At 59.9% G+C, this 21,645-nt stretch carries 22 protein-coding genes and 2 tRNA genes; 13 read left to right on the top strand and 11 right to left on the bottom strand.

Annotated features, from left to right (window positions below):
* Positions 1–14 precede the first annotated feature (14 nt).
* Positions 15–91, top strand: a tRNA-Arg gene (locus DX908_RS12325).
* Between the two features lie 107 nt (positions 92–198).
* The gene (locus DX908_RS12320) at positions 199–726 is read left to right on the top strand and encodes a hypothetical protein (protein ID WP_116392610.1); all 528 of its coding nucleotides are present in this window, start codon (positions 199–201) and stop codon (positions 724–726) included.
* Positions 727–781: 55 nt separating this feature from the next.
* On the opposite strand, the gene DX908_RS12315 is transcribed toward DX908_RS12320, so the two are convergent.
* A complete protein-coding gene (locus tag DX908_RS12315) occupies positions 782–1,462 on the bottom strand; it encodes an EF-hand domain-containing protein (protein WP_116392609.1) in 681 nt (226 codons plus the stop codon).
* Positions 1,463–1,636: 174 nt separating this feature from the next.
* Here DX908_RS12315 and DX908_RS12310 point away from each other — a divergent pair.
* A tRNA-Met gene (locus DX908_RS12310) sits at positions 1,637–1,713 on the top strand.
* Between the two features lie 136 nt (positions 1,714–1,849).
* Here DX908_RS12310 and DX908_RS16185 read toward each other — a convergent pair.
* Positions 1,850–2,077 carry a hypothetical protein gene (locus tag DX908_RS16185; protein WP_147303793.1) on the bottom strand — a complete coding sequence of 76 codons (228 nt, stop codon included), beginning with the start codon at positions 2,075–2,077 and terminating at the stop codon, positions 1,850–1,852.
* Between the two features lie 191 nt (positions 2,078–2,268).
* Here DX908_RS16185 and DX908_RS12305 point away from each other — a divergent pair, with 191 nt between their 5' ends.
* Complete coding sequence (locus DX908_RS12305) at positions 2,269–2,847, top strand: LemA family protein (protein WP_116392608.1); 579 nt, start codon at positions 2,269–2,271, stop codon at positions 2,845–2,847.
* An 11-nt stretch (positions 2,848–2,858) separates the two neighbouring features.
* Complete coding sequence (locus DX908_RS12300) at positions 2,859–3,827, top strand: DUF3137 domain-containing protein (protein WP_116392607.1); 969 nt, start codon at positions 2,859–2,861, stop codon at positions 3,825–3,827.
* 4 nt (positions 3,828–3,831) lie between these two features.
* Here DX908_RS12300 and DX908_RS12295 read toward each other — a convergent pair whose 3' ends face one another.
* Genes DX908_RS12295 through DX908_RS12285 form a run of 3 tightly spaced genes read right to left on the bottom strand, consistent with a single transcriptional unit; the run spans position 3,832 to position 6,873 of the window.
* Positions 3,832–4,974, bottom strand: coding sequence for a hybrid sensor histidine kinase/response regulator (locus DX908_RS12295; RefSeq protein ID WP_158548738.1), 1,143 nt, complete (start codon positions 4,972–4,974; stop codon positions 3,832–3,834).
* A complete protein-coding gene (locus DX908_RS12290; RefSeq protein WP_116392605.1) occupies positions 4,958–6,328 on the bottom strand; it encodes a PAS domain-containing sensor histidine kinase in 1,371 nt (456 codons plus the stop codon). The genes DX908_RS12295 and DX908_RS12290 overlap by 17 nt, the downstream gene beginning before the upstream one ends.
* Positions 6,325–6,873, bottom strand: a complete 549-nt coding sequence (locus tag DX908_RS12285) for a heme NO-binding domain-containing protein (RefSeq protein ID WP_116392604.1) — start codon at positions 6,871–6,873, stop codon at positions 6,325–6,327. The genes DX908_RS12290 and DX908_RS12285 overlap by 4 nt, the downstream gene beginning before the upstream one ends.
* A gap of 216 nt (positions 6,874–7,089) precedes the next feature.
* Here DX908_RS12285 and DX908_RS12280 point away from each other — a divergent pair, with 216 nt between their 5' ends.
* Both DX908_RS12280 and DX908_RS12275 read left to right on the top strand, forming a co-directional pair.
* Complete coding sequence (locus DX908_RS12280) at positions 7,090–8,928, top strand: ABCB family ABC transporter ATP-binding protein/permease (protein WP_116392603.1); 1,839 nt, start codon at positions 7,090–7,092, stop codon at positions 8,926–8,928.
* A gap of 52 nt (positions 8,929–8,980) precedes the next feature.
* The gene (locus DX908_RS12275) at positions 8,981–9,319 is read left to right on the top strand and encodes a hypothetical protein (RefSeq protein ID WP_116392602.1); all 339 of its coding nucleotides are present in this window, start codon (positions 8,981–8,983) and stop codon (positions 9,317–9,319) included.
* 3 nt (positions 9,320–9,322) lie between these two features.
* Here DX908_RS12275 and DX908_RS12270 read toward each other — a convergent pair whose 3' ends face one another.
* Positions 9,323–9,973 (bottom strand): uracil-DNA glycosylase family protein, encoded by a 651-nt coding sequence (locus tag DX908_RS12270; RefSeq protein ID WP_116392601.1) that lies wholly within the window; start codon positions 9,971–9,973, stop codon positions 9,323–9,325.
* Positions 9,951–10,382 (bottom strand): DUF3126 family protein, encoded by a 432-nt coding sequence (locus DX908_RS16470; protein WP_199564701.1) that lies wholly within the window; start codon positions 10,380–10,382, stop codon positions 9,951–9,953. The genes DX908_RS12270 and DX908_RS16470 overlap by 23 nt, the downstream gene beginning before the upstream one ends.
* A gap of 101 nt (positions 10,383–10,483) precedes the next feature.
* Between DX908_RS16470 and DX908_RS12255 the strand changes: the two genes are divergently transcribed.
* The gene (locus DX908_RS12255) at positions 10,484–10,954 is read left to right on the top strand and encodes a copper chaperone PCu(A)C (protein ID WP_116392600.1); all 471 of its coding nucleotides are present in this window, start codon (positions 10,484–10,486) and stop codon (positions 10,952–10,954) included.
* Positions 10,955–11,035: 81 nt separating this feature from the next.
* On the top strand, positions 11,036–12,823 hold the full coding sequence (locus DX908_RS12250; protein ID WP_116392599.1) for a gamma-glutamyltransferase family protein: 1,788 nt from the start codon (positions 11,036–11,038) through the stop codon (positions 12,821–12,823).
* A 141-nt stretch (positions 12,824–12,964) separates the two neighbouring features.
* Here the strand turns inward: DX908_RS12250 and DX908_RS12245 are convergent, their stop codons facing one another.
* Positions 12,965–15,766 carry a valine--tRNA ligase gene (locus DX908_RS12245; protein WP_116392598.1) on the bottom strand — a complete coding sequence of 934 codons (2,802 nt, stop codon included), beginning with the start codon at positions 15,764–15,766 and terminating at the stop codon, positions 12,965–12,967.
* 123 nt (positions 15,767–15,889) lie between these two features.
* On the opposite strand from DX908_RS12245, the gene DX908_RS12240 reads away from it, so the two are divergent.
* Together DX908_RS12240 and DX908_RS12235 are read left to right on the top strand one after the other, a co-directional pair.
* Positions 15,890–17,200, top strand: coding sequence for an amidohydrolase (locus DX908_RS12240; protein WP_116392597.1), 1,311 nt, complete (start codon positions 15,890–15,892; stop codon positions 17,198–17,200).
* An 82-nt stretch (positions 17,201–17,282) separates the two neighbouring features.
* A complete protein-coding gene (locus DX908_RS12235) occupies positions 17,283–18,665 on the top strand; it encodes a pyridoxal phosphate-dependent decarboxylase family protein (RefSeq protein WP_116392596.1) in 1,383 nt (460 codons plus the stop codon).
* Positions 18,666–18,672: 7 nt separating this feature from the next.
* On the opposite strand, the gene panB is transcribed toward DX908_RS12235, so the two are convergent.
* The 3 genes from panB to DX908_RS12220 are packed head-to-tail and all read right to left on the bottom strand — an operon-like array spanning position 18,673 to position 20,472.
* A complete protein-coding gene (gene panB / locus DX908_RS12230; RefSeq protein WP_116392595.1) occupies positions 18,673–19,494 on the bottom strand; it encodes a 3-methyl-2-oxobutanoate hydroxymethyltransferase in 822 nt (273 codons plus the stop codon).
* Position 19,495: 1 nt separating this feature from the next.
* A complete protein-coding gene (locus DX908_RS12225) occupies positions 19,496–19,939 on the bottom strand; it encodes a TerB family tellurite resistance protein (protein WP_116392594.1) in 444 nt (147 codons plus the stop codon).
* Positions 19,940–19,941: 2 nt separating this feature from the next.
* Positions 19,942–20,472, bottom strand: a complete 531-nt coding sequence (locus tag DX908_RS12220; RefSeq protein WP_116392593.1) for an adenine phosphoribosyltransferase — start codon at positions 20,470–20,472, stop codon at positions 19,942–19,944.
* Positions 20,473–20,570: 98 nt separating this feature from the next.
* Here DX908_RS12220 and DX908_RS12215 point away from each other — a divergent pair, with 98 nt between their 5' ends.
* Complete coding sequence (locus DX908_RS12215) at positions 20,571–21,032, top strand: c-type cytochrome (protein WP_116392592.1); 462 nt, start codon at positions 20,571–20,573, stop codon at positions 21,030–21,032.
* Between the two features lie 5 nt (positions 21,033–21,037).
* A complete protein-coding gene (locus DX908_RS12210; RefSeq protein ID WP_116392591.1) occupies positions 21,038–21,637 on the top strand; it encodes a GNAT family N-acetyltransferase in 600 nt (199 codons plus the stop codon).
* The last annotated feature ends 8 nt before the right edge of the window (positions 21,638–21,645 follow it).

The raw sequence follows: 21,645 nt of genomic DNA, 5'->3' as shown, positions 1-21,645 counted from the left end.
GCCACCCCGCGCGTGGCCCCGTAGCTCAGCTGGATAGAGCACCGGACTTCTAATCCGACGGTCGTGGGTTCGAATCCTACCGGGGTCGCCATCCCTTCTTCCCGCCTTCCCGATACTGCTCAGACAGGGGATCGCTCTTTCCCTTCCGCGAGAGGAATGCCACAATGCTAAGGCGAAATTGTCTGGGGAGATTCGCCCATGTTCCTGTCCTTGATCTCAAGTGTCGGCCTTGCCGCTTCCGTCCAGCTGGTCAGCGATGATGACATGGCCGCGGCGACCGCGACCTTCACCTCCTGGTGCGCAAATGCGGTTGAGGACCGGATCGACCGGACATCCGCCTGCGCCTGCGGCACAGGGGTTCTGTCGGGCGAAATGACGGACAAGGAGTTCGTCGTCCTTGCCGGGCTTACGCCCTATGCCGGCGACGAAGAAGCCATGCGTCAGGCCGTGACGGTCCTGATCGAGGAAGACGGCCTGTCGGCCGGGTTCATCCGCAATGCGGCACGCAAGAATTCAGCCGCCGCCGCCCGCGCCGATCGCGTCTGCGCCATTCTGGAAAAACCGTCAGAGCAATGGCGAATGCTCGCCTCGATCAATGGCGGGGAGTCGATCGCGCAGGAAGTGAACCTGCCCAAATCAGCCCGCGCAGATATCGCGGACATCTTCCGCGCGCTTGGCAACGCCGTTTATCGCCCGGCTGACGCCGCAGCAGCGCCTACGGAATAAAAAAACGGCCCCTCCAAAGAGGGGCCGCTCAATTCTTCCCAATCCCAAAGCCAGCTTACTGGTCGCGTTTGCCTTTATAGGCAGCACGGCGCTCTTCTTCGGTCAGTGTGCCGTCGCCGTTGGCATCCAATTTCTTAAAGCGCGCTTCGGTTGCGGCAAGATGCTCCTCTTTTGAAACCTTGCCATCACCGTTTGTGTCGATCTTGCTCAGATCCGGGTGACCACCGCGGCGCTCGCCACCCCGGCGGCCCTCTCTCATACCTTTGCGTGCCTCACGAGCGGCCTCCATTTCTTCCTGAGTGACAGCGCCATTTCCGTCCGTATCAAGATGATCGAACTGCTTTGACACCATTTCCTCGACTTTTTCACGGGTCATGGCGCCGCGCTCCCCGCCGCCTTTGCGTGCAAAGCGGCGCTTGCGGTCGGGCTTTTCGTCCTCATCGATCGTGCCATTGGCATTGGTGTCACGCTCATCAAACCGGGTGAGCGCCTGATCGAGCATCTCATCCTTCTCGATCGCGCCAGAGCCATCGGCATCAAGCGAGGCGAAATGGTCCGGGCGTTCGGGCTTGTCTGCTTCGGTCAGAAAACCATCACCATTGGTGTCCATTTTCTCGAACTGGGCGCCAGCCTGAGCTAGCCGGGTCTCAAGCGTCACCGGGCCTTTATTGGCCATGCCGGGCTCACCGGCGCCAAGGGCTGCAAGGCTTGCCAGAAGGGTCAGTGAATTGATCATGTCGGGTATCCTTTGGTCGTGTCGCCGGGGCGTCCGGCCGATGAAAACGATTTAGGAGGCGAGTGTCGCGGGCACGTGTCAGCGAAGGGGTTCATCCGTCCCGAATTGTATCTGATCTAAGGCGCCAAAATGATTGACAAGCCGGGCACGAGAAAGGCATACGACGCGCCTTCTGGCGCGGTAGCTCAGTTGGTGAGAGCGCAGGATTCATAACCCTGAGGTCGGCGGTTCAATTCCGCCCCGCGCTACCAGAACCCCTCTTCAAATCTCATCGCATGACTGCAGATGCAATGCCCCTACGCGGTGCAGGCGCATTTCATCGCAAACCGTCAGCGCACATTACTTTGTCAGGCTATTTGTTCGAGACCAAAGAGTGCTCTTGCGAGGTCAGGATGGTGACCTGAAGGGGCGAACGGCTTTCGGCTCCGGCAATGGCCCATATTCCGGGCGTCTTGTCATGACCCATCCATCGCCTTCGCATCTGGTACACACCGAGTTCGGCATGAGCTGGGCGGAAAGCTGCAAGTTCCTGCCCGTCCCTTCACAGGCCGCGCATTTCTCCTGCCGGACGGAGAGCCGCACCACTCGTTTCAGATAGGAATAAAGACGCTTCATGCCGCTCCTCACAGAACGCCAACGTAGAGGAAGCTTTCATGACGCACAACCTCTGGTTATTTATTCGAATCGCCTTCACTCGTGGTTGCACCCCCATAAACAGCGGGCAGGCTGTCCCCCGCATGTACATTGTTGATTAGGACGGCGCGGGATAGGACAAATCTCCACCTTGTGAGCCACGGGAGAGAACCATGGAACTGATCGTCCCCGCCGTATTGGTCATCATCGCAGCCGGCGCCTATTTCTGGTATGTCAGCATCATCGGACGACGGAACAAGGTGAAGGAAGCCTTGGGCTCTATCGACGCCCATCTGCAACTTCGCTCTGATCTGATCCCGAACCTCCTGCGCGCCGCGCAGCGTTTTCTCTCTCACGAGGAAAAGCTCCTGACCGAAATCACCGTTCTGCGTTCGGAAGTGACCAAGGATTATGACCGGGGCAATGGCGAAGAGGTCAAACAGCACCTCAATTTTGCCGAGCAGCTCAGCTCGAAACTGGGCCAGCTCCGGGTACAGATCGAAAACTATCCTGATCTCAAGGGTGACGGGCCGATCGAAGAAGCCATGGAAACCATGAGCGAAGTCGAAGCGCAGATCACCGCCGCCCGCCGTTTCTACAACTCTGCCGTCACGGATCTGAACAATTCAGTCGAAATCTTCCCCGGCAGCGTCATCGCCAATATGGCAGGCGTCAGTTCCATGCCGTATTACGAAGCCGCAGAGGCAAGCCGCGCGCCCATCAATGCGGATGATTATCTGAACCCGGCATAAGGCGATCCGTCTTGACGGAAAATTCGACGACAGAAGACAGCCGCGCCATCGACGAGCTGATCGCCGAGCGCGCAGCAGCCATTGGCGGTGAGTTTGAGACCCGCCGCGTGGAAGCTGTCAGCCTGATGAACAAGTACCGCCTTTACGCAGGCATCGCAGGGGGCGGCGCCCTGGCGCTGCTGCTGGTCGGCGCCATCTTTTTCGACGGTCTCGACTATGGCGAAGCGCTCATGCTGGCGATCGGCATCACGGTCATCGGGCTGGCGATCGCGCAGACACCCGGTCGGCGCTATAAAAGCAGCATCAAGAATGAAGCCTTCAATCGCTTCGTTCAGAGCTTCGGGCCGGAGTTCCAGTATCGCGCGCGCGGCAATATTCCGATGGAATTCCTTCGCCGCTCCAGTCTTATTCCGCATCACGACAAGCGCCGGTTCGAGGATTACATCACCGGCGTCTGGGGCGGTGTCCGCTTTTCCCTGATGGAAGCAAAACTGGTCGATGTACGCGGTTCGGGCAAGAACAAGAGAGATGTGACCGTCTTTGATGGCCTCTTTGCCGTCTTCGAACACAAAAAGGATTTCAGTGGCCGGATGATCATCCGGCGCGACATGGGCGCAATCGGCAACTGGTTCGGCGATGCGTTCACCAAACTCGAACGGGTCGGCCTTGAAGACCCTCGGTTTGAAAAGGAATTCGAAGTTTACAGCGAGGATCAGATCGCCTCACGAATGCTCCTCACCACAACCTTCATGGAACGGCTCTACCATCTCGCCAAAGATCTGGGGGATGGCCGGATGCAGGCCGCCTTTTATGAAGGCAAATTCCTCGCCATGATCCCCTGCCGGAAGAACAGGTTCGAGCCTTCCCTGACCTTACAGCCGGGCGCCGCGCGCCGTGACCTTGAGCGCTTTGCAGAAGAGCTCAAGGACATCATTCAGGTTGCTGATCGCTTGCGACTTGGCGAAGATTTGAGCGTCTGAACGCTTAGCCCAGATTTGTCGCCTGCGTGGTGACCGGCCGACGGAAGCCGATGGCGGCCGAAGTCCCGCCGCCCTCGCGCGGGGCAATATGGAATTTCGCGTGATTGAGCTTGGCGATCGTCGAGACGAGTGCCAGCCCAAAGCCCATGCCTTCATGCAGCTTGGCGTGGCCATCCTTGTCGACATAAAGCGGCGAGTTCGCCACATGCGCGACCGACTCCGTCAGCCCCCTGCCCGAATCCGCAACCATGATCCGCACTTCATCCTGTTCAACATGAAGCAGGACGCTCACATGCTCCCCGCGATGCGAGAACTTGATCGCATTTTCGATCAGCTCACGGAGTGCCAAGCGAACTTCCTGTCCCTTGGCAAGAGCTGCCGCCTTCCGGCGGCGGGCATCGAGTGAGAGCGTGACTTTCTTCTCATTCGCCAGTCCGCGAAGCTGCTCGACTTCGTCAGCGACAATGCTGACGATCTCACAATGCGGCGACGTATCGTCTTTTTCTGAGAGATGCGGCAGGCGGGCAAATTCGATCAGGCGTCCGACCAGCATCAGCATATATTCGCCGCGATCCCGCACGCGCGTCAGCGTCGATAGGGGATCAAAGGCGTCATCAGCATCGGACAACTCGGTCACCGCCCGAACCAGATCGCTGACGGGCGTCGAAAGCTCCGCATTCAGCAGATTGATGAACGCCCGGCGGGTGGAGGCATGATCCGCCTCGGTCGTGTCTTCTTTCTGACCCTCAATACTGCCCTGGCTCATGAATTTGAGTTCTTCAAATCCCTGATTGAGGATCTTCCGAAGCTCATCCGCATCACAAGGCTTGCGCAAAAAGCGCATGACGGCGCCTTCATTGATGGCCGCAATCGCGGTTTCCTGGTCGGAGTTACCGGTCAGCATGATCCGCCGGATCTGCGGATACTCTTCACGCAATCGCGTCAGAAGCTCGATGCCATTCATCTCCGGCATCTGCATGTCCGCAACGACAATGCCGACCTCTTCATCCGTCGCAAGAATATCGAGTGCCAGCGGACCGCTTTCTGCCGTCAGAATATCAAAATCACTCGCCAGCCGCCGGCGCAGGGCGGACAGCAATCTGGGTTCGTCATCAACAAGAAGAACTTTGCTACGCTGCTGTGACATCATGTTCCTCCGCAGAAATGATTTCTTCCATGACATGCGCCATTGGCAACTCGATCAGGAAGGTCGTATCGAATGGCGGCTCATCAACCAGTGTCAGGCGGCCACTGTGCCCTTTGACAATAACGTCTTTCGCCAGCGCCAGCCCCTGCCCGGTTCCCTTGCCGACCGGCTTGGTGGTGAAGAACGGATCGAAGATCTTCTGACGCAGCGATTGCGGCACGCCGCCGCCATTGTCGCTGATACGGATCTGCACAAAGCCATCCACAGGTTTCGTTGAGATACGGATTTTTCCGCCCTCTTCTCGCTTGTCCTTGATCGCATCGACCGCATTCAGGACGAGATTGAGGATCACCTGTTGCAATTGGCTCTGCCGGCAGTTCAACTCAGGAAGGTTTTCAGACAGATCCTGCTCGACGATGATGCCGCAATCGATATTTCTCTTGGAGATATTAAGCGAGTTACGGATCAACCGATTGATATCGACATTATCACTGTCGCCAGATCCCGGGTGCGAAAATTCTTTCATCAGCAGGACAATGTCGCGCACCTGCGCAATCCCTTCCTGGCTTTCCTGAAGGCATTCGAAGATATCCTTGACCAGAACGTCCAGCCGAACTTCTGCGCTATGCTCATCGATGACGTTGACTTGATCCTGGTACCCCCCGTCCTCTGCCACGGCGCAGCGAAGCTCTTCATATTTCCGCCAGGATAGGTGAATTTTTTTCAGCGCATCCTGAAGGAAGGCGAGATTGTCGCCAATGAATTGGATCGGCGTATTGATCTCATGCGCAATGCCAGCCGAAAGCGCTCCGATTGCCTCCAGGCGCCGCGCTTCGTCGAGCTGTTGTTCAATGCGTGTACGCTTCTTTTCAGAAGCTACACGTTTTGCAATATCGTGAACGAAGAGAAGATAGATCCGCTCTGAACCGATCGGGCCATGATAGCCCCTAACCTCTGCCGGGAAGGATGAGCCGTCAGCCGAGCGAACCCTGAACTGTTCCAGTGAGAAATAGCCGTCCCCTGCGTCTGCAAGCACCCTCGTGATGCCGGGGAAATACTCCTCCGCCTCATGCCCGCACATCTCGCCGCGGCTCATCTTCAACTGCTCCGTGGCCGCAGCATTGCAGTCATGGAGCTTCAGTGAGGACGAAATCATGTAAACACCATCCGGCGCGACGCGCATGATTTCTGACAGAAGCGTTGCTGTCTTTTTCAGATGGGCTGTGGAGACTTCCAGAGCCTCCTGCTGCGAAAACAGCTCACGGCTTTTTTCTTCAAGCAGCCGTTCGGCCTCTTTCCGGCTCGCCTTTTCCCGAGCGGCAATAGACTTATAAAGATCGATATTTTCTGTCATTTGGGCTGCTTCTCAATGTCAAACTTGATGACTGAATCCGGGCTCTCTTCAAGAGTCGTGCGTGTGATGACCGCCTCTTCCTCGAAATGCGCGAGGCATCCTCTGATCAGACCTTCGCAGAGGTCTCCCATGTGCCGTCTCGACCGATAGATAAGCTGGAGATGCGTATCCGTGTGTACTGCCGTTTCAAATGTCGGAAGCTCAGCATCAGGATAAAGCTTACGCACTTCCATGTGGATGACATTCTCAACCGACGCGAGGAACGAGAATGCATCATCGCAGCCCTCGAAAAGCGCCGGATAGGAAACGGTAAATCGGCCGAAGAGATGCTCGCCGAAGACTCGGAGGAGGTCTGGCACCGCGATGCCGGAACTGTTGGAGAGAACACTGACCAGAGACACCATTTCAGACGTCGGATAAGTCCCCGTCGTGGCGTAGACGCCCTTTGTGGGCAGGTCGGCAGCATCGATCGTTTCCTGAAGAAATTCAGGACCATGGGCATCCTCGACATAGTCGAAGAGCTCGGTGAACACGGCACCCTTCATAAAGCTAGCACTCCTCGCATGTGAGAAGAACTAGCGCTAATTTCTTTCGGTTCGATTAGTTTTGAAGCGCATTGTTTGGGCCACGACACCGTAATACTTCAGTAATTACAGTTAGGACGCGGTAAATATTTCATCCTGCTTGCCTATCCTAAAGTGGCGGCAGGACAGCAAATCAAGCGGCTCGCCAATGCCCCCAGCAATCCCTAAATAGCCCCCATGCCTCCCTTGAGTGTGACTGCCAAAGACGGCGAGCAAGCCGAATCGAGCCTCGCCGAGCAGATCGCCTCGGTCCGGTTCCTGATGCCTTATATGTGGCGCAAGGACCGCCCGGACTTCAAACGCCGGATCATCGCGGCCTTTGCCGTCATCCTGATCGGCCAGATCATCATGGTCGCCGCCCCTCTCGCGCTGGCGCGCGGCATCAACCAGCTCGCAGAGCAGGATGAGATGCTGGGCCTGACGGCAGCGGTTGCCGGGTTCGTCATAGGCTATGGCGTTCTCCGGCTGCTGGCGGCCGGGTTGCCGCAGCTCAGGGAGTATTTCTTCTCGGTCGTCGGGCAGACCGCCCAGCGCGAAGTCGCGGTCTCGGTCTTCAAGCACCTTCATTCCCTCTCCTTGCGGTTCCATCTTGAACGGCGGACGGGCGGGCTCTCGCGGCTGATTGAACGCGGGGTGCGGGCGATCGATTTTCTCTTCCGCTTCCTCCTCTTCAATATCGGCCCGACCCTGATCCAGCTGGCGCTGGTCTCCGCCGCATTCGGCATCCGTTATGAATGGTCGCTCGTCATCATCGTCGTTGTGACGGTCGTCATCTATTTCTGGTTCACGGTGTCATCGACCGAGTGGCGGCTGAAATTCCGCCGCACCATGAACGAAAAGGACCAGCTCGCGACAACCCGTTCGGTGGATGCGCTGCTGAACTACGAGACGGTCAAATATTTCGGCAATGAGGGGTATGAAGCGGCCCGCTATGACGAGGCGCTGTGCGATTATCAGAAGGCCGCCGTCAAATCACAGACCTCGCTGGCGCTCCTTAATTTCGGACAGTCACTGGTCATCAATTTTGGCCTCGTTGCAGCCCTCTGGGTCACCGCGAGCGGTGTGGCCTCCGGCCGGTACGGCATTGGCGAGATGACGGGCGTCAGCCTGATCATGATGCAGCTCTACCAACCGCTGAACATTCTCGGCTTTGCCTATCGCGAGATCAAACAGGCCCTGGTCGACATGGAGCGCATGTTCGCCCTGCTGAAGGTCGGCCCGGAGGTCGAGGACGACACAAACGCACGCGAGCTGATCATTTCCGGCGGCGCCATCACTTTCGAGGATGTGCATTTCAGCTACGACCCCGAACGCCAGATCCTCCACGGGATCAGCTTCGAGGCCGCGCCGGGAGAGAAAGTGGCCGTTGTCGGACCCTCGGGGGCGGGTAAGTCCACGATCGCACGTCTTCTCTACCGCTTCTATGACACCGATCAGGGACACATCCTCATCGACGGTCAGCCGATAAATGAAGTGACGCAAAAGAGCCTGCGCCGTGTCATCGGCATGGTTCCTCAGGATACGGTGCTGTTCAACGACACGATCGGCTTCAACATCGCCTACGGCAAGCCCGGCGCCAGTCAGGCAGAGATCGAGGCTGCCGCGCGCACCGCGCAGATCCATGACTTCATTGCCGGTCTGCCGCTCGGCTATGACACCATGGTCGGCGAGCGCGGCCTCAAACTCTCAGGTGGAGAGAAACAGCGCGTCGCCATCGCCCGCACGGTCCTGAAGGATCCACCGATCCTGATCCTTGATGAGGCGACCTCCGCCCTCGATTCCGCAACCGAGCAGGGCATTATCGGCGCGCTGCGCGAGGTCGAAGAGAACCGCACGACGATCACCATTGCGCACCGTCTCTCCACGGTAGTCGATGCCGACCGCATCGTCGTTCTCGAGGCAGGCCGCGTTGTCGAGTCCGGCACGCATACGGAGCTTCTGGAAAAAGGCGGCCTTTATGCCGAATTGTGGCGGCGCCAGTCCGAAGGCTTTACCGAGGCCGAAGCGGCTGAGTAGCGCACCGCCCCTCCTTCGGCTATGATAGCTGCGGCTGCAGAGGGGAAAAGCCATGACCGGGGCCATCAGACTGATCATTGCCATCTTCGTCGTGTCGATCGGCCTTTACCTCTATACAGGGTCCAAACGGTCCGGCGCGACCTCTGAAACGGACACTTCGACCGAGAGCGTCGCTGAAGAGATCGCGCCTGAAGAAGAGCCGCAAGCCTCGGTGATGCCGATCGGTGATCCGGAGGCCATCCCGGCCGATGAAGACAGCATGACGGATGAAGCGGCAGAAGACATCGACGCAGAGACACCTGCGGATGATGAAGACACGCCTGGCCCCGACAACAGCAATTCGATCATCCTGCCGGATGAAGAGCCGACTGGGTCTGCGCCGGGACGCTAAGTTTTATATCATCGCTTCCCGCACGGCTGCCTGCAGGCGCGGTACGACAAATTCCTCAAACCACGGATTTTTCTTGAGCCAGGCGGTATTGCGCCAGCTTGGATGCGGTAGCGGCAGGACCAGCCGACCCGTCTCCTCCGCCTCGGCAAAGCGCGCCTCCCAATCCGCGACGATATCGCGAACCCCGCGCTTTTTCTCCTCCGGCAGGTGCCAGTTCATGGCGTAGCGCCCGATCAGGAGAACGACATCAAGCCGGGAGATGATCGCGCTCATGATCCGTTCCCGCCATATCTCCGCACAGACCTTGGGTGGCGGCAGATCCCCACCCTTCCCCGTCTTGCCTGTCCCGTCATAGCCGGGAAAACAGAACGCCATGGGGACAACCGCAAGACGGCCAGAGTCGTAGAACTCTTCTTCCGTCATCCCCAGCCATTCACGAAGGCGAACACCGGATGGATCAAAAAAGGGCTTACCTTCGATATGCGCAAGATTGCCCGGCGCCTGACCGAAAACGCCGATACGCGCGCCCGCCGGGATCTGATACACCGGATTGGCGCTGGGGATGATCCCCTCAACCTCACAATGTCGGCAGGCGGAGAGTTCCGCCTTTAGCGCCTCAAGCGGCGGCGTCTCAGGCACTGCCTTCTGTGTCATCAAGATCGATATCGAGAATGCCCATATTGAAGCTGGCCATGCCATCCTCATCTTCGATATCGAGGAAGATCACACCGAGGAACTCATCATCCGTGTACACCTCAGCTGAGTCCCGCGTCTTCTCGCGGGTCTTGAGCAGGATCTTCGGATCCTTGAGTTTCTCGGCCAGCACCTGCTGCAGGCGCATCATTTCCCAGGCGGTCAGGGTTTCTTCCTCGCTTTCGAGCCGCATCACGAAGTCATAGGAAACCTCTCCCTCGTCTTCGTCACGGGTCAGAATGCCCTGGAAATCCTCGCCGATATAAACCCCGGCGGCGGGCGCGCCTTCGACGCTTTTCAGCGCGAGGCTGTCATCATGGAAGCGGCTGCGCAAATAGCGTTCGAGTTTTGTGATTTCAGCTGGGGTCATCGGGCCTCCTGTCGCCCCCGCGCGCTCTTGCCGCCTTGCCGCCCGGAGGGGTCGGCGCTATCGGCGCGGGACGTTTTTGATGTCTTTCAAGGAGACCGCATATGGCCCGGACTGACCTGATTGCCAAGGCGGCGGCTGCATCGCTGCTTTTCGCCCTCACGGCCTGCGGCAAAGATGACGCCCCCGCGGCCGAAACACATGCTGAGATGACATCGGAAACCGGCATCACGATCGAGAATGGCTATGTCAAAGCGCCCAAGCCCGGCTCGCTCACGACTGCCGCCTATCTCGATATCATCGCCGATGCGGATGATGTGCTGCTGACGGCGTCCTCTCCGCTGGCCACCGTCGAGATCCACGAAATGTCGATGGATGACGGCATGATGAAGATGCGCAAGGTCGAAAACCTCGATCTGCCCAGCCAGTCCAAGGTCCAGCTCAAGCCGGGCGGATACCACCTGATGCTCATCAATCCTGACGCCGCGCTTGCCGAATCCGAGACCGCCGAGATCACCCTGACCTTTGAGAAGGCAGGCGAGATCAAGGTCAATTTGCCGATAGAGGCCCGCTAAAGGGAACCAGAGAGGCTATTGGGTTGTTTGCAAGTGGCGGCAGGCCGTAAGGTCCGGTTTATCTGCCCTTGGGGAACATCCATGAAAAACATCATTCTGCCTGCCTGCCTTGCCTTAGCTGTAGCCGCCTGTGGCGGTGGTGAGAAAACCCCAGAGGCAGGAGATGCAGCAGATCCGCCCGCTGCAGCCCCGATCGGCTCAGATGAAGGCCAGCCGGAAGCCAATGAAACCGACGCCACACATAAATGGGCGGTGTCCTCGGCCCACCCCCTCGCAACCGAAGCCGGCGCCCGCATCTTGCGCGAAGGCGGCACGGCGGTAGACGCCGCGATCGCCGTGCAGGCGGTCCTTGGCCTTGTTGAGCCGCAATCCTCCGGCCTCGGGGGCGGCGCGTTCATGCTCTATTATGACGCGCAGTCCGGCGCCGTGACCGCCTATGATGGCCGGGAGACGGCCCCCTTCACCGCCAGCCGCGAGCTCTTCCTGAACGATGACGGCAGCCGGATGAGCTACCGCGTGGCGCTCGGCTCGGGCCGTGCCGTCGGCGTGCCCGGTGTCGTGGCGATGATGGACATGGCGCACAGGGAGCATGGGCGGCTTGAATGGTCAGAGCTCTATGCCGACGCCTACCGCCTTGCTAGCGAAGGGTTCGAGGTCTCCCCCCGCATGGCCAAGGTTCTCAAAGATAGCGCAAGCTTCCTTGCCGCCGACGAGATGGCCCATTCGCTTTATTTCTCAGAAGACGGATCAACGCTTGCCGAAGGCGCCGTCTTCAAGAATGCACCCTATGCCGAAACCGTCCGTACCATTGCGGATAATGGCGCCGGGGCCTTTTATTCCGGCGATATCGCGCAAGGCATTGTCGATGCCGTGGCCACCCGCGCCGGCCAGCCGCTGATCGCGCTTGATGACATCTTCGAATATGAGCCGGTCGCCCGCGAGGCCGTCTGCGGCGACTTCAAGGGCTATGAGATCTGCACCATGGCGCCGCCAAGTTCCGCGCTCGCCATGCTCCAGACCCTCGGCATGATGGAAGCCAAGGGTCTGCCTGAAACTCCGGGGCCTGAGCTGTGGATGATGTATGGGGAGGCAGGCCGCCTCGCCTATGCCGACCGCGCGGATTATCTGGGCGACCCGACCGCCATGGGCACGCCGGAAATCACGAGCGAAGAAGTCGCCGAAGCCCTTATCGAGCCTGCCTATCTTCGCGAGCGTTCCGCGCTCATCGGCACCTTCTCGGCAGCAGAAGTCTCCGCCGGAGAGCCTTTCGGTGGCAAACTGAACGAGGACCGTCAGGCCGATGCATCGGACGAAGTGCCGGGTACGACGCATTTCTCGACCATGGACCGGTACGGCAATATCGTCTCGATGACGGGCACGGTTGAATCGGCCTTTGGCAGCAAGTTCATGTCGGGGGGCATGTTCCTCAACAATGAGCTGACGGATTTCTCCTTCGAGCCGGTGCAGGACGGCATGGTCGTCGTCAACGCGGTTGGTCCGGGCAAGCGCCCGCGCAGCTCCATGACGCCAACAATCGTTCTGGATAAGGACGGAAAGCCCGTTGCCGCGATCGGCTCAGCCGGGGGCGCCAATATCATCGGCCATGTCACGAAAACCCTCCTCCTCGCTCTCGGCTATGACATGCCGTGGCAGGATGCGATCAGCCATTACCATGTGACGACCCGCGTCGGCTTTGTCTTTGTCGAGGACACAGCCCCCGCCGAGACCGTCGCCGCGATGGAGGATTATGGCCTCACCGTGAATGTCCGGGAAATCAGCTCGTCCCTACACGGATTCAGGCTCGATCACGGCAAGGTTGAATGCGGTGCCGACCCGCGCCGCGAAGGCGTCTGCCTGACGGGGAAATAAGCGGGGATAATTTTCCCGTCACCCCGGGCGAAGCCCCGGGGTCCATCACCGACCCGACCAATCGAGACGGGATGAGGGGATCAGAGATGGGCCCCGGCGTTCCGCTCGGCCTTGCCTCGCGTCAGCCGGGGTGACGATGGCTTAAAGCGCTTCCAGCCGGCTGAGTGCGGCTTTCAGCTTTTCAAGATCCGCCGTGAAGGCCTCACGGCGGGCATGCTGTTCCTCAACGACCTCTTTGGGGGCGCGAGAGACGAAATTCTCATTCGACAGCTTGCCGTCGATCTTCTTGATCTCGCCTTCAGTCTTACCGATTTCCTTGGTGAGGCGGGCTTTCTCCGCATCAAGATCAATGAAGTCGGCAATGGCGAGCGCGTATGACACGCCGCCAACGACCAGCTGCGCAGCGCCTTTGGGCGGTTCCTCAGCAAAGCTGATCCCCTCGATCCGGGCGAGCCGTTCGATAAGATCGGTAAAGCCCGTCAGGCGGGCTTTGGTCACGTCATCCGCAGAGAGCGCCGTCAGCGGCATTTTGACCGAAGGCGGAATATTCATCTCGGCCTTGAGCGACCGGATTTCCGAAATCAGCTCAATGACGGCGTTGAGGTCAGCCGCGGCCTGCGGGTTCTCGATCCCCGGCCCCTGCCAGTCCGCCAGCATCACGAAGCCATCGCGCTTGCCCGTCTGCGCCCATAATTCTTCGGTCACAAACGGCATGAAGGGGTGGAGCAGGACAAGGATGCGGTCGAGCACATACGCCCCGACCGAACGGATCTCCGCTTTCGCGGCTTCATCCTCGCCATGGAAGACAGGCTTTGCGAATTCGAGGAACCAGTCGCAATAGATATTCCACGTGAACTGATAAACCGCATTCGCCGCATCATCGAACCGGTAATTGTCGAGTGCCGTCGTGATCGCCGCCTCCGCCGCTGACGCCTCGTGCAGGATCCATTGCGCGAGCGGGGTTTGAACCTTTGCCGGATCAAAACCCTCAGCGACAGCGCATTCATTCATCTCGGCAAAGCGCGCGGCATTCCACAGCTTGGTGCGGAAATTCCGGTAGCCCTCGATCCGCTGGTCGGCGAGTTTCACATCCCGGCCGGGCGCCGCCATGGCGGCCAGCGTGAAGCGGAGTGAGTCCGTCCCATACTCATCCATCTTGATGAGCGGGTCGATGACATTGCCCTTGGATTTGGACATTTTCTGTCCGTGCTCGTCACGAACGATGGCGTGGATGTAAACATCCTTGAACGGCACTTCTTTCATGAAGTGCATCCCCATCATCATCATCCGGGCGACCCAGAAGAAGATGATGTCGAATGCCGTCGACAGTGTCGCGGTCGGATAGAATTTCTCCAGCTCCGGCGTTTCGTCCGGCCACCCCAGTGTCGAGAATGGCCAGAGCGCGGACGAAAACCACGTATCGAGAACGTCTGGATCTTGATAGAGTGGCGCCGGACCAGGATCTGCATTATAATTAAGCACGAACCGCTCGCATGCATTTTGAAATTCGCTGTAGTCTTCAATGATCACTACATTGCGACCATAGTACTCTTCAGCTTCACGAACGATCTCCTCGACTGTCAGTGCACAAAATGGAATCTCCGAATGTAATCGGGGATGATGCTCAATCAGGTTTCCGTTAGTGTCGGGAATCGGTTGGAGATGTAACCCATACCACACCGGGATCTGGTGCCCCCACCAGAGCTGGCGGGAGATGCACCAGGGCTGGATATTCTCCAGCCACTGATAATAGGTCTTGGTCCAGTTCTCGGGGATGAATTTGGTCTTCCCCTCCTGCACGGCTTTCAGGGCCGGCTCGGCCATGGTCTCGGCATCGACATACCACTGATCCGTCAGCATGGGTTCGATGACGACATTCGAGCGATCGCCAAAGGGCTGCTGGATGACCTTGTCCTCAATCCCCTTGAGGTGGCCGCCCGCTTCCATCAGCTCAACGACGCGCTCGCGCGCCTTGAACCGGTCGAGCCCGCGAAGATCCTCGGGAATATCCTCCCGGTCCGTCACAATGCGGCCTTCGAAATCAAGAATGATGATCTGCTCAAGGCCCGCCCGCTTGCCGACCTCAAAGTCATTGAAGTCGTGCGCCGGGGTGATCTTCACCGCGCCTGTCCCCTGTTCGGGGTCGGCATGTTCATCGGCGACAATCGGAATTTCCCGTCCGACAATCGGCAGGGTCACGGTCTTCCCGATCAGGTGCTTGTAGCGCTCATCGTCCGGGTGCACGGCAACGCCCGTATCGCCGAGCATCGTCTCGGGCCGTGTCGTCGCCACCACAATCTCGCCCGATCCATCCGTCAACGGATAGGCAAAGTGCCACATATGGCCTTTCACTTCGCGCGTCTCGACCTCAAGGTCGGAAATCGCGGTGAGGAGTTTGGGGTCCCAATTGACCAGCCGCTTGTCACGATAGATCAGCCCTTCATTATAGAGCTGTACAAAGACTTTCCGGACGGCCGCCGACAGCCCCTCATCCATGGTGAAGCGCTCACGGCTCCAGTCACAGGACGCGCCTAGGCGCCGCAGCTGGTTCTGGATGGCGCCGGCGCTTTCGGCCTTCCACTCCCAGACCCGTTCGACGAATTTCTCGCGCCCGATCTCCCGGCGGTGCGGCTCCTGGCGCTCCATCATCTGGCGCTCGACGACCATCTGGGTCGCAATCCCCGCATGGTCGGTCCCGACCTGCCACAAGACATTCTTGCCGCGCATCCGGTTAAAGCGGATCAGGATGTCCTGCAGCGTATTGTTGAGCGCATGGCCCATATGCAGGCTGCCCGTCACATTGGGCGGCGGGATGACGACGCAATAAGGCTCCCCCGTCCCGGACGGCTTAAAGCAGCCGGCATCCTCCCAGGCGGCATAAAGCCGGGCCTCGGCCTCTTGGTGATCGAACTGTTTGGGCAGCGTGTCGTTTTCGTCTGTCATAGCTCACCGCCTTTAGGGGCGCGCGGGGCCAAAGGGAATGCCCTCCATGAGCCCTTTACTTGACGGCGGCGCCCGGTGGCGGGCTCAATGCCGCCCAAAGCACAAAATTGGGGTTCTTCTGCCATGTCCATCCGCCACAGCCTTGCCGCTGGCCTTCTTCTTATCGCAACGCCCGCCTTTGCCGATCCGGTCTCCGACGCGGTCGATGCCGACCTGCCGGACCTGATCGAGCTTTATAAGCATCTTCACGCGAACCCTGAGCTCTCGAACGAAGAGACCGAGACCGCAGCCCGCATGGCCGCCGAGCTGCGTGAGCTGGGCTTTGAGGTGACCGAAGGCGTCGGCGGCACGGGCGTTGTCGGGATGCTCAAAAATGGTGAGGGACCGGTCGTCCTGATCCGCGCGGATATGGACGGCCTTCCGGTGACGGAGGAAACCGGCCTCCCCTATGCCAGTAAAAAGACCGCCACGCTAGCCAATGGCGTCACCACCGGCGTCATGCATGCCTGCGGGCATGACGTGCACATGACGACATGGGTCGGCACCGCGCGCTATCTTGCCGGGCACAAGGATGAATGGGCCGGCACGCTGATGATGATCGCCCAGCCCGCCGAGGAAGTCGGGCAAGGCGCCCGCGCCATGCTGGCCGATGGGCTTTATGAGCGCTTCCCCACTCCCGATCACGCCATCGCCCTGCATGATGCCGCCAATGCGCTGGCCGGGACGATCGGTGTCGGCGAAGGCTTTGTCATGGCCAATGTCGATTCAGTCGACATCACCGTTTATGGCAGCGGCGGGCATGGCGCCTATCCGCATACGACGGTTGACCCCATCGTCATTGCCGCCCGCATCGTCGATGCCCTCCAGACCCTTGTCAGCCGGGAGACCAACCCCCAGACGGCCGCCGTCGTCACGGTCGGCAGCTTTCATGCCGGGGCCAAGCACAACATCATCCCGAATGAGGCAAAGCTGCAATTGACCGTTCGTTCCTATTCGGACGAAACCCGCGATCACTTGCTCAAGGGCATTCGCCGCATCGCCTATGCACAGGCCCTCTCCGCCGGTCTTGCGAAGGAGCAACTGCCCAAGGTCGAGGTGAAGGACGAATATACCCCCGCGCTCTACAACACACCCGAACAGACGAGCCGGCTCAAATCTCTCTTTACGGAACGCTTTGGCGCAGACGGCATGTATGAAGTAACCCCCGTCATGGGCGGCGAGGATTTCTCGCAATATCACCGCTATGATCGCGAGGTCGAAGCGACCCTCTTCCGCCTCGGCGCGGTCAAGGCCGATGCGTGGGAAGCCGCAGGCGGGGACGCAACGAAGCTGCCGGGGCTTCACTCGGCAAAGTTCGCGCCCGATCCCGAACCCACGCTGCGGGCCGGCACCGAGGCGATGATCGCTGCCGCGCTGGAGCTGTTCTCCGAATAGTTTTCCTATAGCGCCTGAGGCAAATCCCGCTGTGCATTTCTAGCCCGCTTTGGGCTATCATGTGGCCCGGAGGGACCTTCGCATGAACGATTACAAAGCGGCGCTCAATCTTGCCCATCAGGAGAGCTTACGCTTTCTCGAAGAGCTGCGGGACAGCCCTGCCGATGCCGAGATCGATCAGGCGACGGCCCGCTCGCGGCTCGTCACCGACCTGCCGGATACGGGGCTCCCGGACGAAGACGTGATCGCGGAGCTGATCGCGGCGGCGAAGGGCGGCATCCCCCGTCAGGCAGGCGGGCGGTTCTTCGGCTTTGTCATGGGCGGCATTCACCCGGCGGGGGTGGCCGCCGACTGGCTCTCATCTGCCTGGGACGATGCGCCGGGTACGCCGCTTGCCGCGCCTTTCGGCTGCGCCGTCGACAGGCTCGCCGGTGAATGGGCGCTCGACCTCATGGATCTGCCGCGCGAGGCCAGCGTCGGCATCGTCACCGGCGCGACCATGGGGAATTTCGTCGGCGCCTGCGCTGCGCGTCACGCCCTCCTCCGTCGCGAGGGCTGGGATGTCGAGGCGCAGGGCCTCTTCGGTGCACCCGAAATCCATGTCGTCACAGGGGATGCGCACCCCACAATGCTCCTTGCCCTGCGCATGGCCGGGTTCGGTGCCGCGCGGCGGCATATCGTACCGTTGACGGAGGATGGCGCGATCCGCGCCGATGCCCTCGCTGAGATACTGGCGGGGCTTGAAGGGCCGATCCTGATCTGCGCACAGGCAGGCCATATCAACACCTCTGCCTTTGATCCCTTCCCTGAGATTTGCGCCCTCGCCAAGGAGCATGGCGCCTGGGTTCATATCGATGGCGCCTTCGGCCTCTGGGCACAGGCAAGCCCGGCACTTCGTCATCTGACGAACGGCGTTGAGCTCGCCGACAGCTGGTCGGTCGATGCGCACAAGCTTCTCAACACGCCCTATGACGGCGCTTTTGCGATTGTCAGAGACAGGGACGCCCATGCCGGCACCATGTCGCTTGCCGCCTCCTACCTGCCGCAGCAGGAAGGCGCGCGCGATCCCTCGCATTTCGTCCCCGAACTCTCCCGCCGGGCACGGGGCACGGCGATTTACGCGACGATCCGAAAGCTCGGGCGGCATGGCGTTGCGGACGCCATTGAAAAACTCTGTGCCAACACGAAATTGATGGCTGAACTGCTGACAGCGGAGGACGGTATCACCTGCCTCAATGATGTTGTCTTCAATCAGGCGGTCTTCTCTTTCGAAGGCGCTTCCCCCGATGATGTCGCCCTTGCCGTCCGCCAAAGTGGCGAAGCGTGGGTCCAGGCCGCCGACTGGCAGGGCCAGCGCATCATGCGCTGCTCGGTTGCCGATCATTCGACGACGAAAGGCGATGTCGAACGCGCGGCAAGCGCCATCATCAACGCCTATCGGGAGCTTGCGCGGAAGGACTCGTAAGTCCGCTTCAGTCCTTCTTCACCCGATAGACTTCCGCTTCACCGGGGAAGGTCCGGTTACGGACAGCCGCGGCATAGGCTTCGATCGCCTCATCGATCCGCTCGCGGGCATTGCCGAAGCGCCGCACAAATTTCGGTGTCCAGTCGAACAGCCCCAGCATGTCGGGCGTCACGAGGATCTGCCCGTCACAGGTGGCCGACGCCCCGATCCCGATTGTTGGGATACTGACCGTGTTTGTGACCTGTCCTGCCAGCGCCTCATCGACGCCTTCGACGACCATAGCAAAGGCGCCTGCCTTTTCGGCGGCCTCCGCCTCGGCAAGGACAGTATCGGTTTCATCATTCGAGCGGCCCTTGGCCTTGAACCCGCCGGTCACATTGACCGCCTGCGGGCGCAGGCCCACATGCGCCATGACCGGAATCCCGCGATCGGTCAGGAAGCGGACGATATCGGCGGTGTAGACACCTGCCTCGATCTTCACCGCGCCGCAGCCGGTTTCCATCATCACGCGCGACGCGCTTTCAAATGCCTGCTGCGGCCCCGCTTCATATGAGCCAAAGGGGAGGTCAACGACGACCAGCGCCGTCTTGGCGCCCCGCATCACGGCCTGCCCGTGCATGATCATCATGTCGAGCGTGACCCCGACGGTCGTTGGCAATCCGTGCACGACCATGCCAACCGAATCCCCGACCAGCAGGAAATCGCAATGCGGATCAAGGATCGATGCCATGGGCGCATCATAGGCGGTCAGGGAGACAATCGGCTCACCGCCCTTGCGCTTCATGATATCGGCGCAGGTGACGCGGCGGGATCTGGTTTGCGCGGACATATCAGCCCTCTCCTCTTGGCAGTGCGGGGCGCAGGCTCCTTGCCCGCTCCCGCGAGATGCCCAGCACATCGATCACGGAGCTGACCAGCATGCTTTCGGCTACCGTTTCTTCCCGGTCCGAATCAATAACGCACCAAAGCTGGGTAATGAATTTCTCTTTCGTATCCGGATCAAGATCACGCGCCGCCGTCATATACCGCATCATATAGGGCGCACTCGCCTGCGCCGCCTCGGCTTCGCGCCGGAGCGCCACGGCCTCCGCATTGTCCTTGCGGAACATTTTCATGATCGCGCTGGTCGCAAGGTCGCGTTCGATCTCGGTGTAATTGCTGTCCCTGTGTGCCGCCTCGATCAGGAGGGCCGCCGCCGCCACTTCGGGGCTGACGGGGCCCGGCCTGTCACTGGGATCCCCCTTGAAATGCGTGTCAGTGAGCCAATGCAACATGCTCAGTGTCCTTCGAATTCGATCAGCGTCAGAACATCAAGCCCCCGCGCTTCCAGCTTTTTCCTGCCGCCAAGCTCAGGGAGGTCGACAACGAATGCCGCGCCGACAACCTTGCCGCCGGCCTTCTCGACAAGATCAAGCGCGGCCAGTGCCGTCCCGCCGGTTGCCAGCAGATCATCAATCATCAGCACCCGCTGGCCCTGCGACAGTGCATCCTTGTGCATTTCGAGCGTGTCCTGACCATATTCAAGATCATAGGTTTGCGAATAGGTATCGCCCGGCAGCTTGCCCTTCTTGCGGACCGGCACGAACCCGATGCCGAGCCGGTGGGCGAGCGCGGCGCCAAAGACGAACCCGCGCGCCTCGATCCCGGCAATCTGATCGATCTCATGCGCCTTATAGGCATCGCAGAGCAGATCGATGGTCTCGCTGAAGGCCAGCGGATCGCCCATCAGGGTGGTCACATCCCGGAAGACGATGCCGGGTTTGGGAAAATCGGGGATCGCCCTGACGGCGGCTTTGAGATCAACCATGTGTCATCTCCTTGCGGCGTTTTCGCGCCTGCAGCAAAGTCCTGAAAGAGCCTCTTCCGGCCTCGACGGTCAAGCGATTTTGCGGCAGATGACTGGGCATGAACATGCGTTTTGTCCTGCTGACACCGCTTTTTGCCCTGATCCTTGCTGCTTGCGGCGGCGAGACAGAGGCCCCGTCCGCCAATGTAATGTCTGCAGGAGGCGCCAGCGCCCCGTCGATGAGCGCGCAGGCCGCAGAAGGCCGCGTCCTTTTTGGCGAATGCGGCATCTGTCATCAGGTAGATCCGTCGAAGGGCCACAGGATTGGCCCCAATCTTTATGGCGTTTACGGCTCGCCTGCCGCCCGGCACGCGGATTTCCGTTATTCGAAGGCCATGCAGAATTCGGGCATCGTTTGGACCGAGGAAACGCTCGATCCCTATCTTGAGAACCCGGCCAAATATGTTCGCGGCGGGCGCATGGCCTATCGCGGCCAGAGCGATCCTGAAAAGCGCAAGGCGCTGATCGAATATCTCAAAACCCTGACCGACGAGACTGCCGGCACTGCTAACGCCGAGTAATTTCCATGGAGCTGACGCCGAAGCTTCTTGAAAATGACTTTGTCCGGCTGGAGCCGTTGACCGAAAGCCATCGCGACATTCTTCGCGCGGCGTCGGATGACCCCGAAATCTGGGCGCTGATGTCAGAGCGCGGGGACGGCCCCCATTTTGATGGCTGGTTCGACCGGCGACTTGCCGACCAGGCCGCGGGCAGCCTGATCGGCCATGCGGTCTTTGACAAAGCGACGTCCGATTGCGTCGGCCACAGCTCTTTTCTTGCAATCGCGCCGTCCCAGGACCGCGTCGAAGTCGGCTGGACCTATTACACCGCCGCCGCGCGCGGCACGGCGATCAACCCGGCCGCAAAGCTCCTCCTTTTCACCCGCGCGATTGAAGCGGGTGCGGCCCGGATCGAATTGAAAACAGGCGCCAAGAATTTCCGCTCCCAGCGTGCGATGACCAAGCTGGGGCTCGCCCGCGAAGGCGTCCTGCGCAGCCATGTTATGACGTGGACGGGCGAGCGGCGGGACAGCGTCTTTTTCTCGATGCTGCCGCACGAATGGCCGGGCGTGCGTGCAAGGCTGGAGAAGAGGCTTGCAGCCTTTAAAAGCCCCTCCGCAAGCTGATCATCCCC

It is taken from the genome of Parvularcula marina, from assembly GCF_003399445.1.
Classification (GTDB): Bacteria; Pseudomonadota; Alphaproteobacteria; order Caulobacterales; family Parvularculaceae; genus Parvularcula; species Parvularcula marina.
Note: the sequence above shows the minus strand (reverse complement) of the source record. Positions and strands in the feature narration are given on the sequence as shown.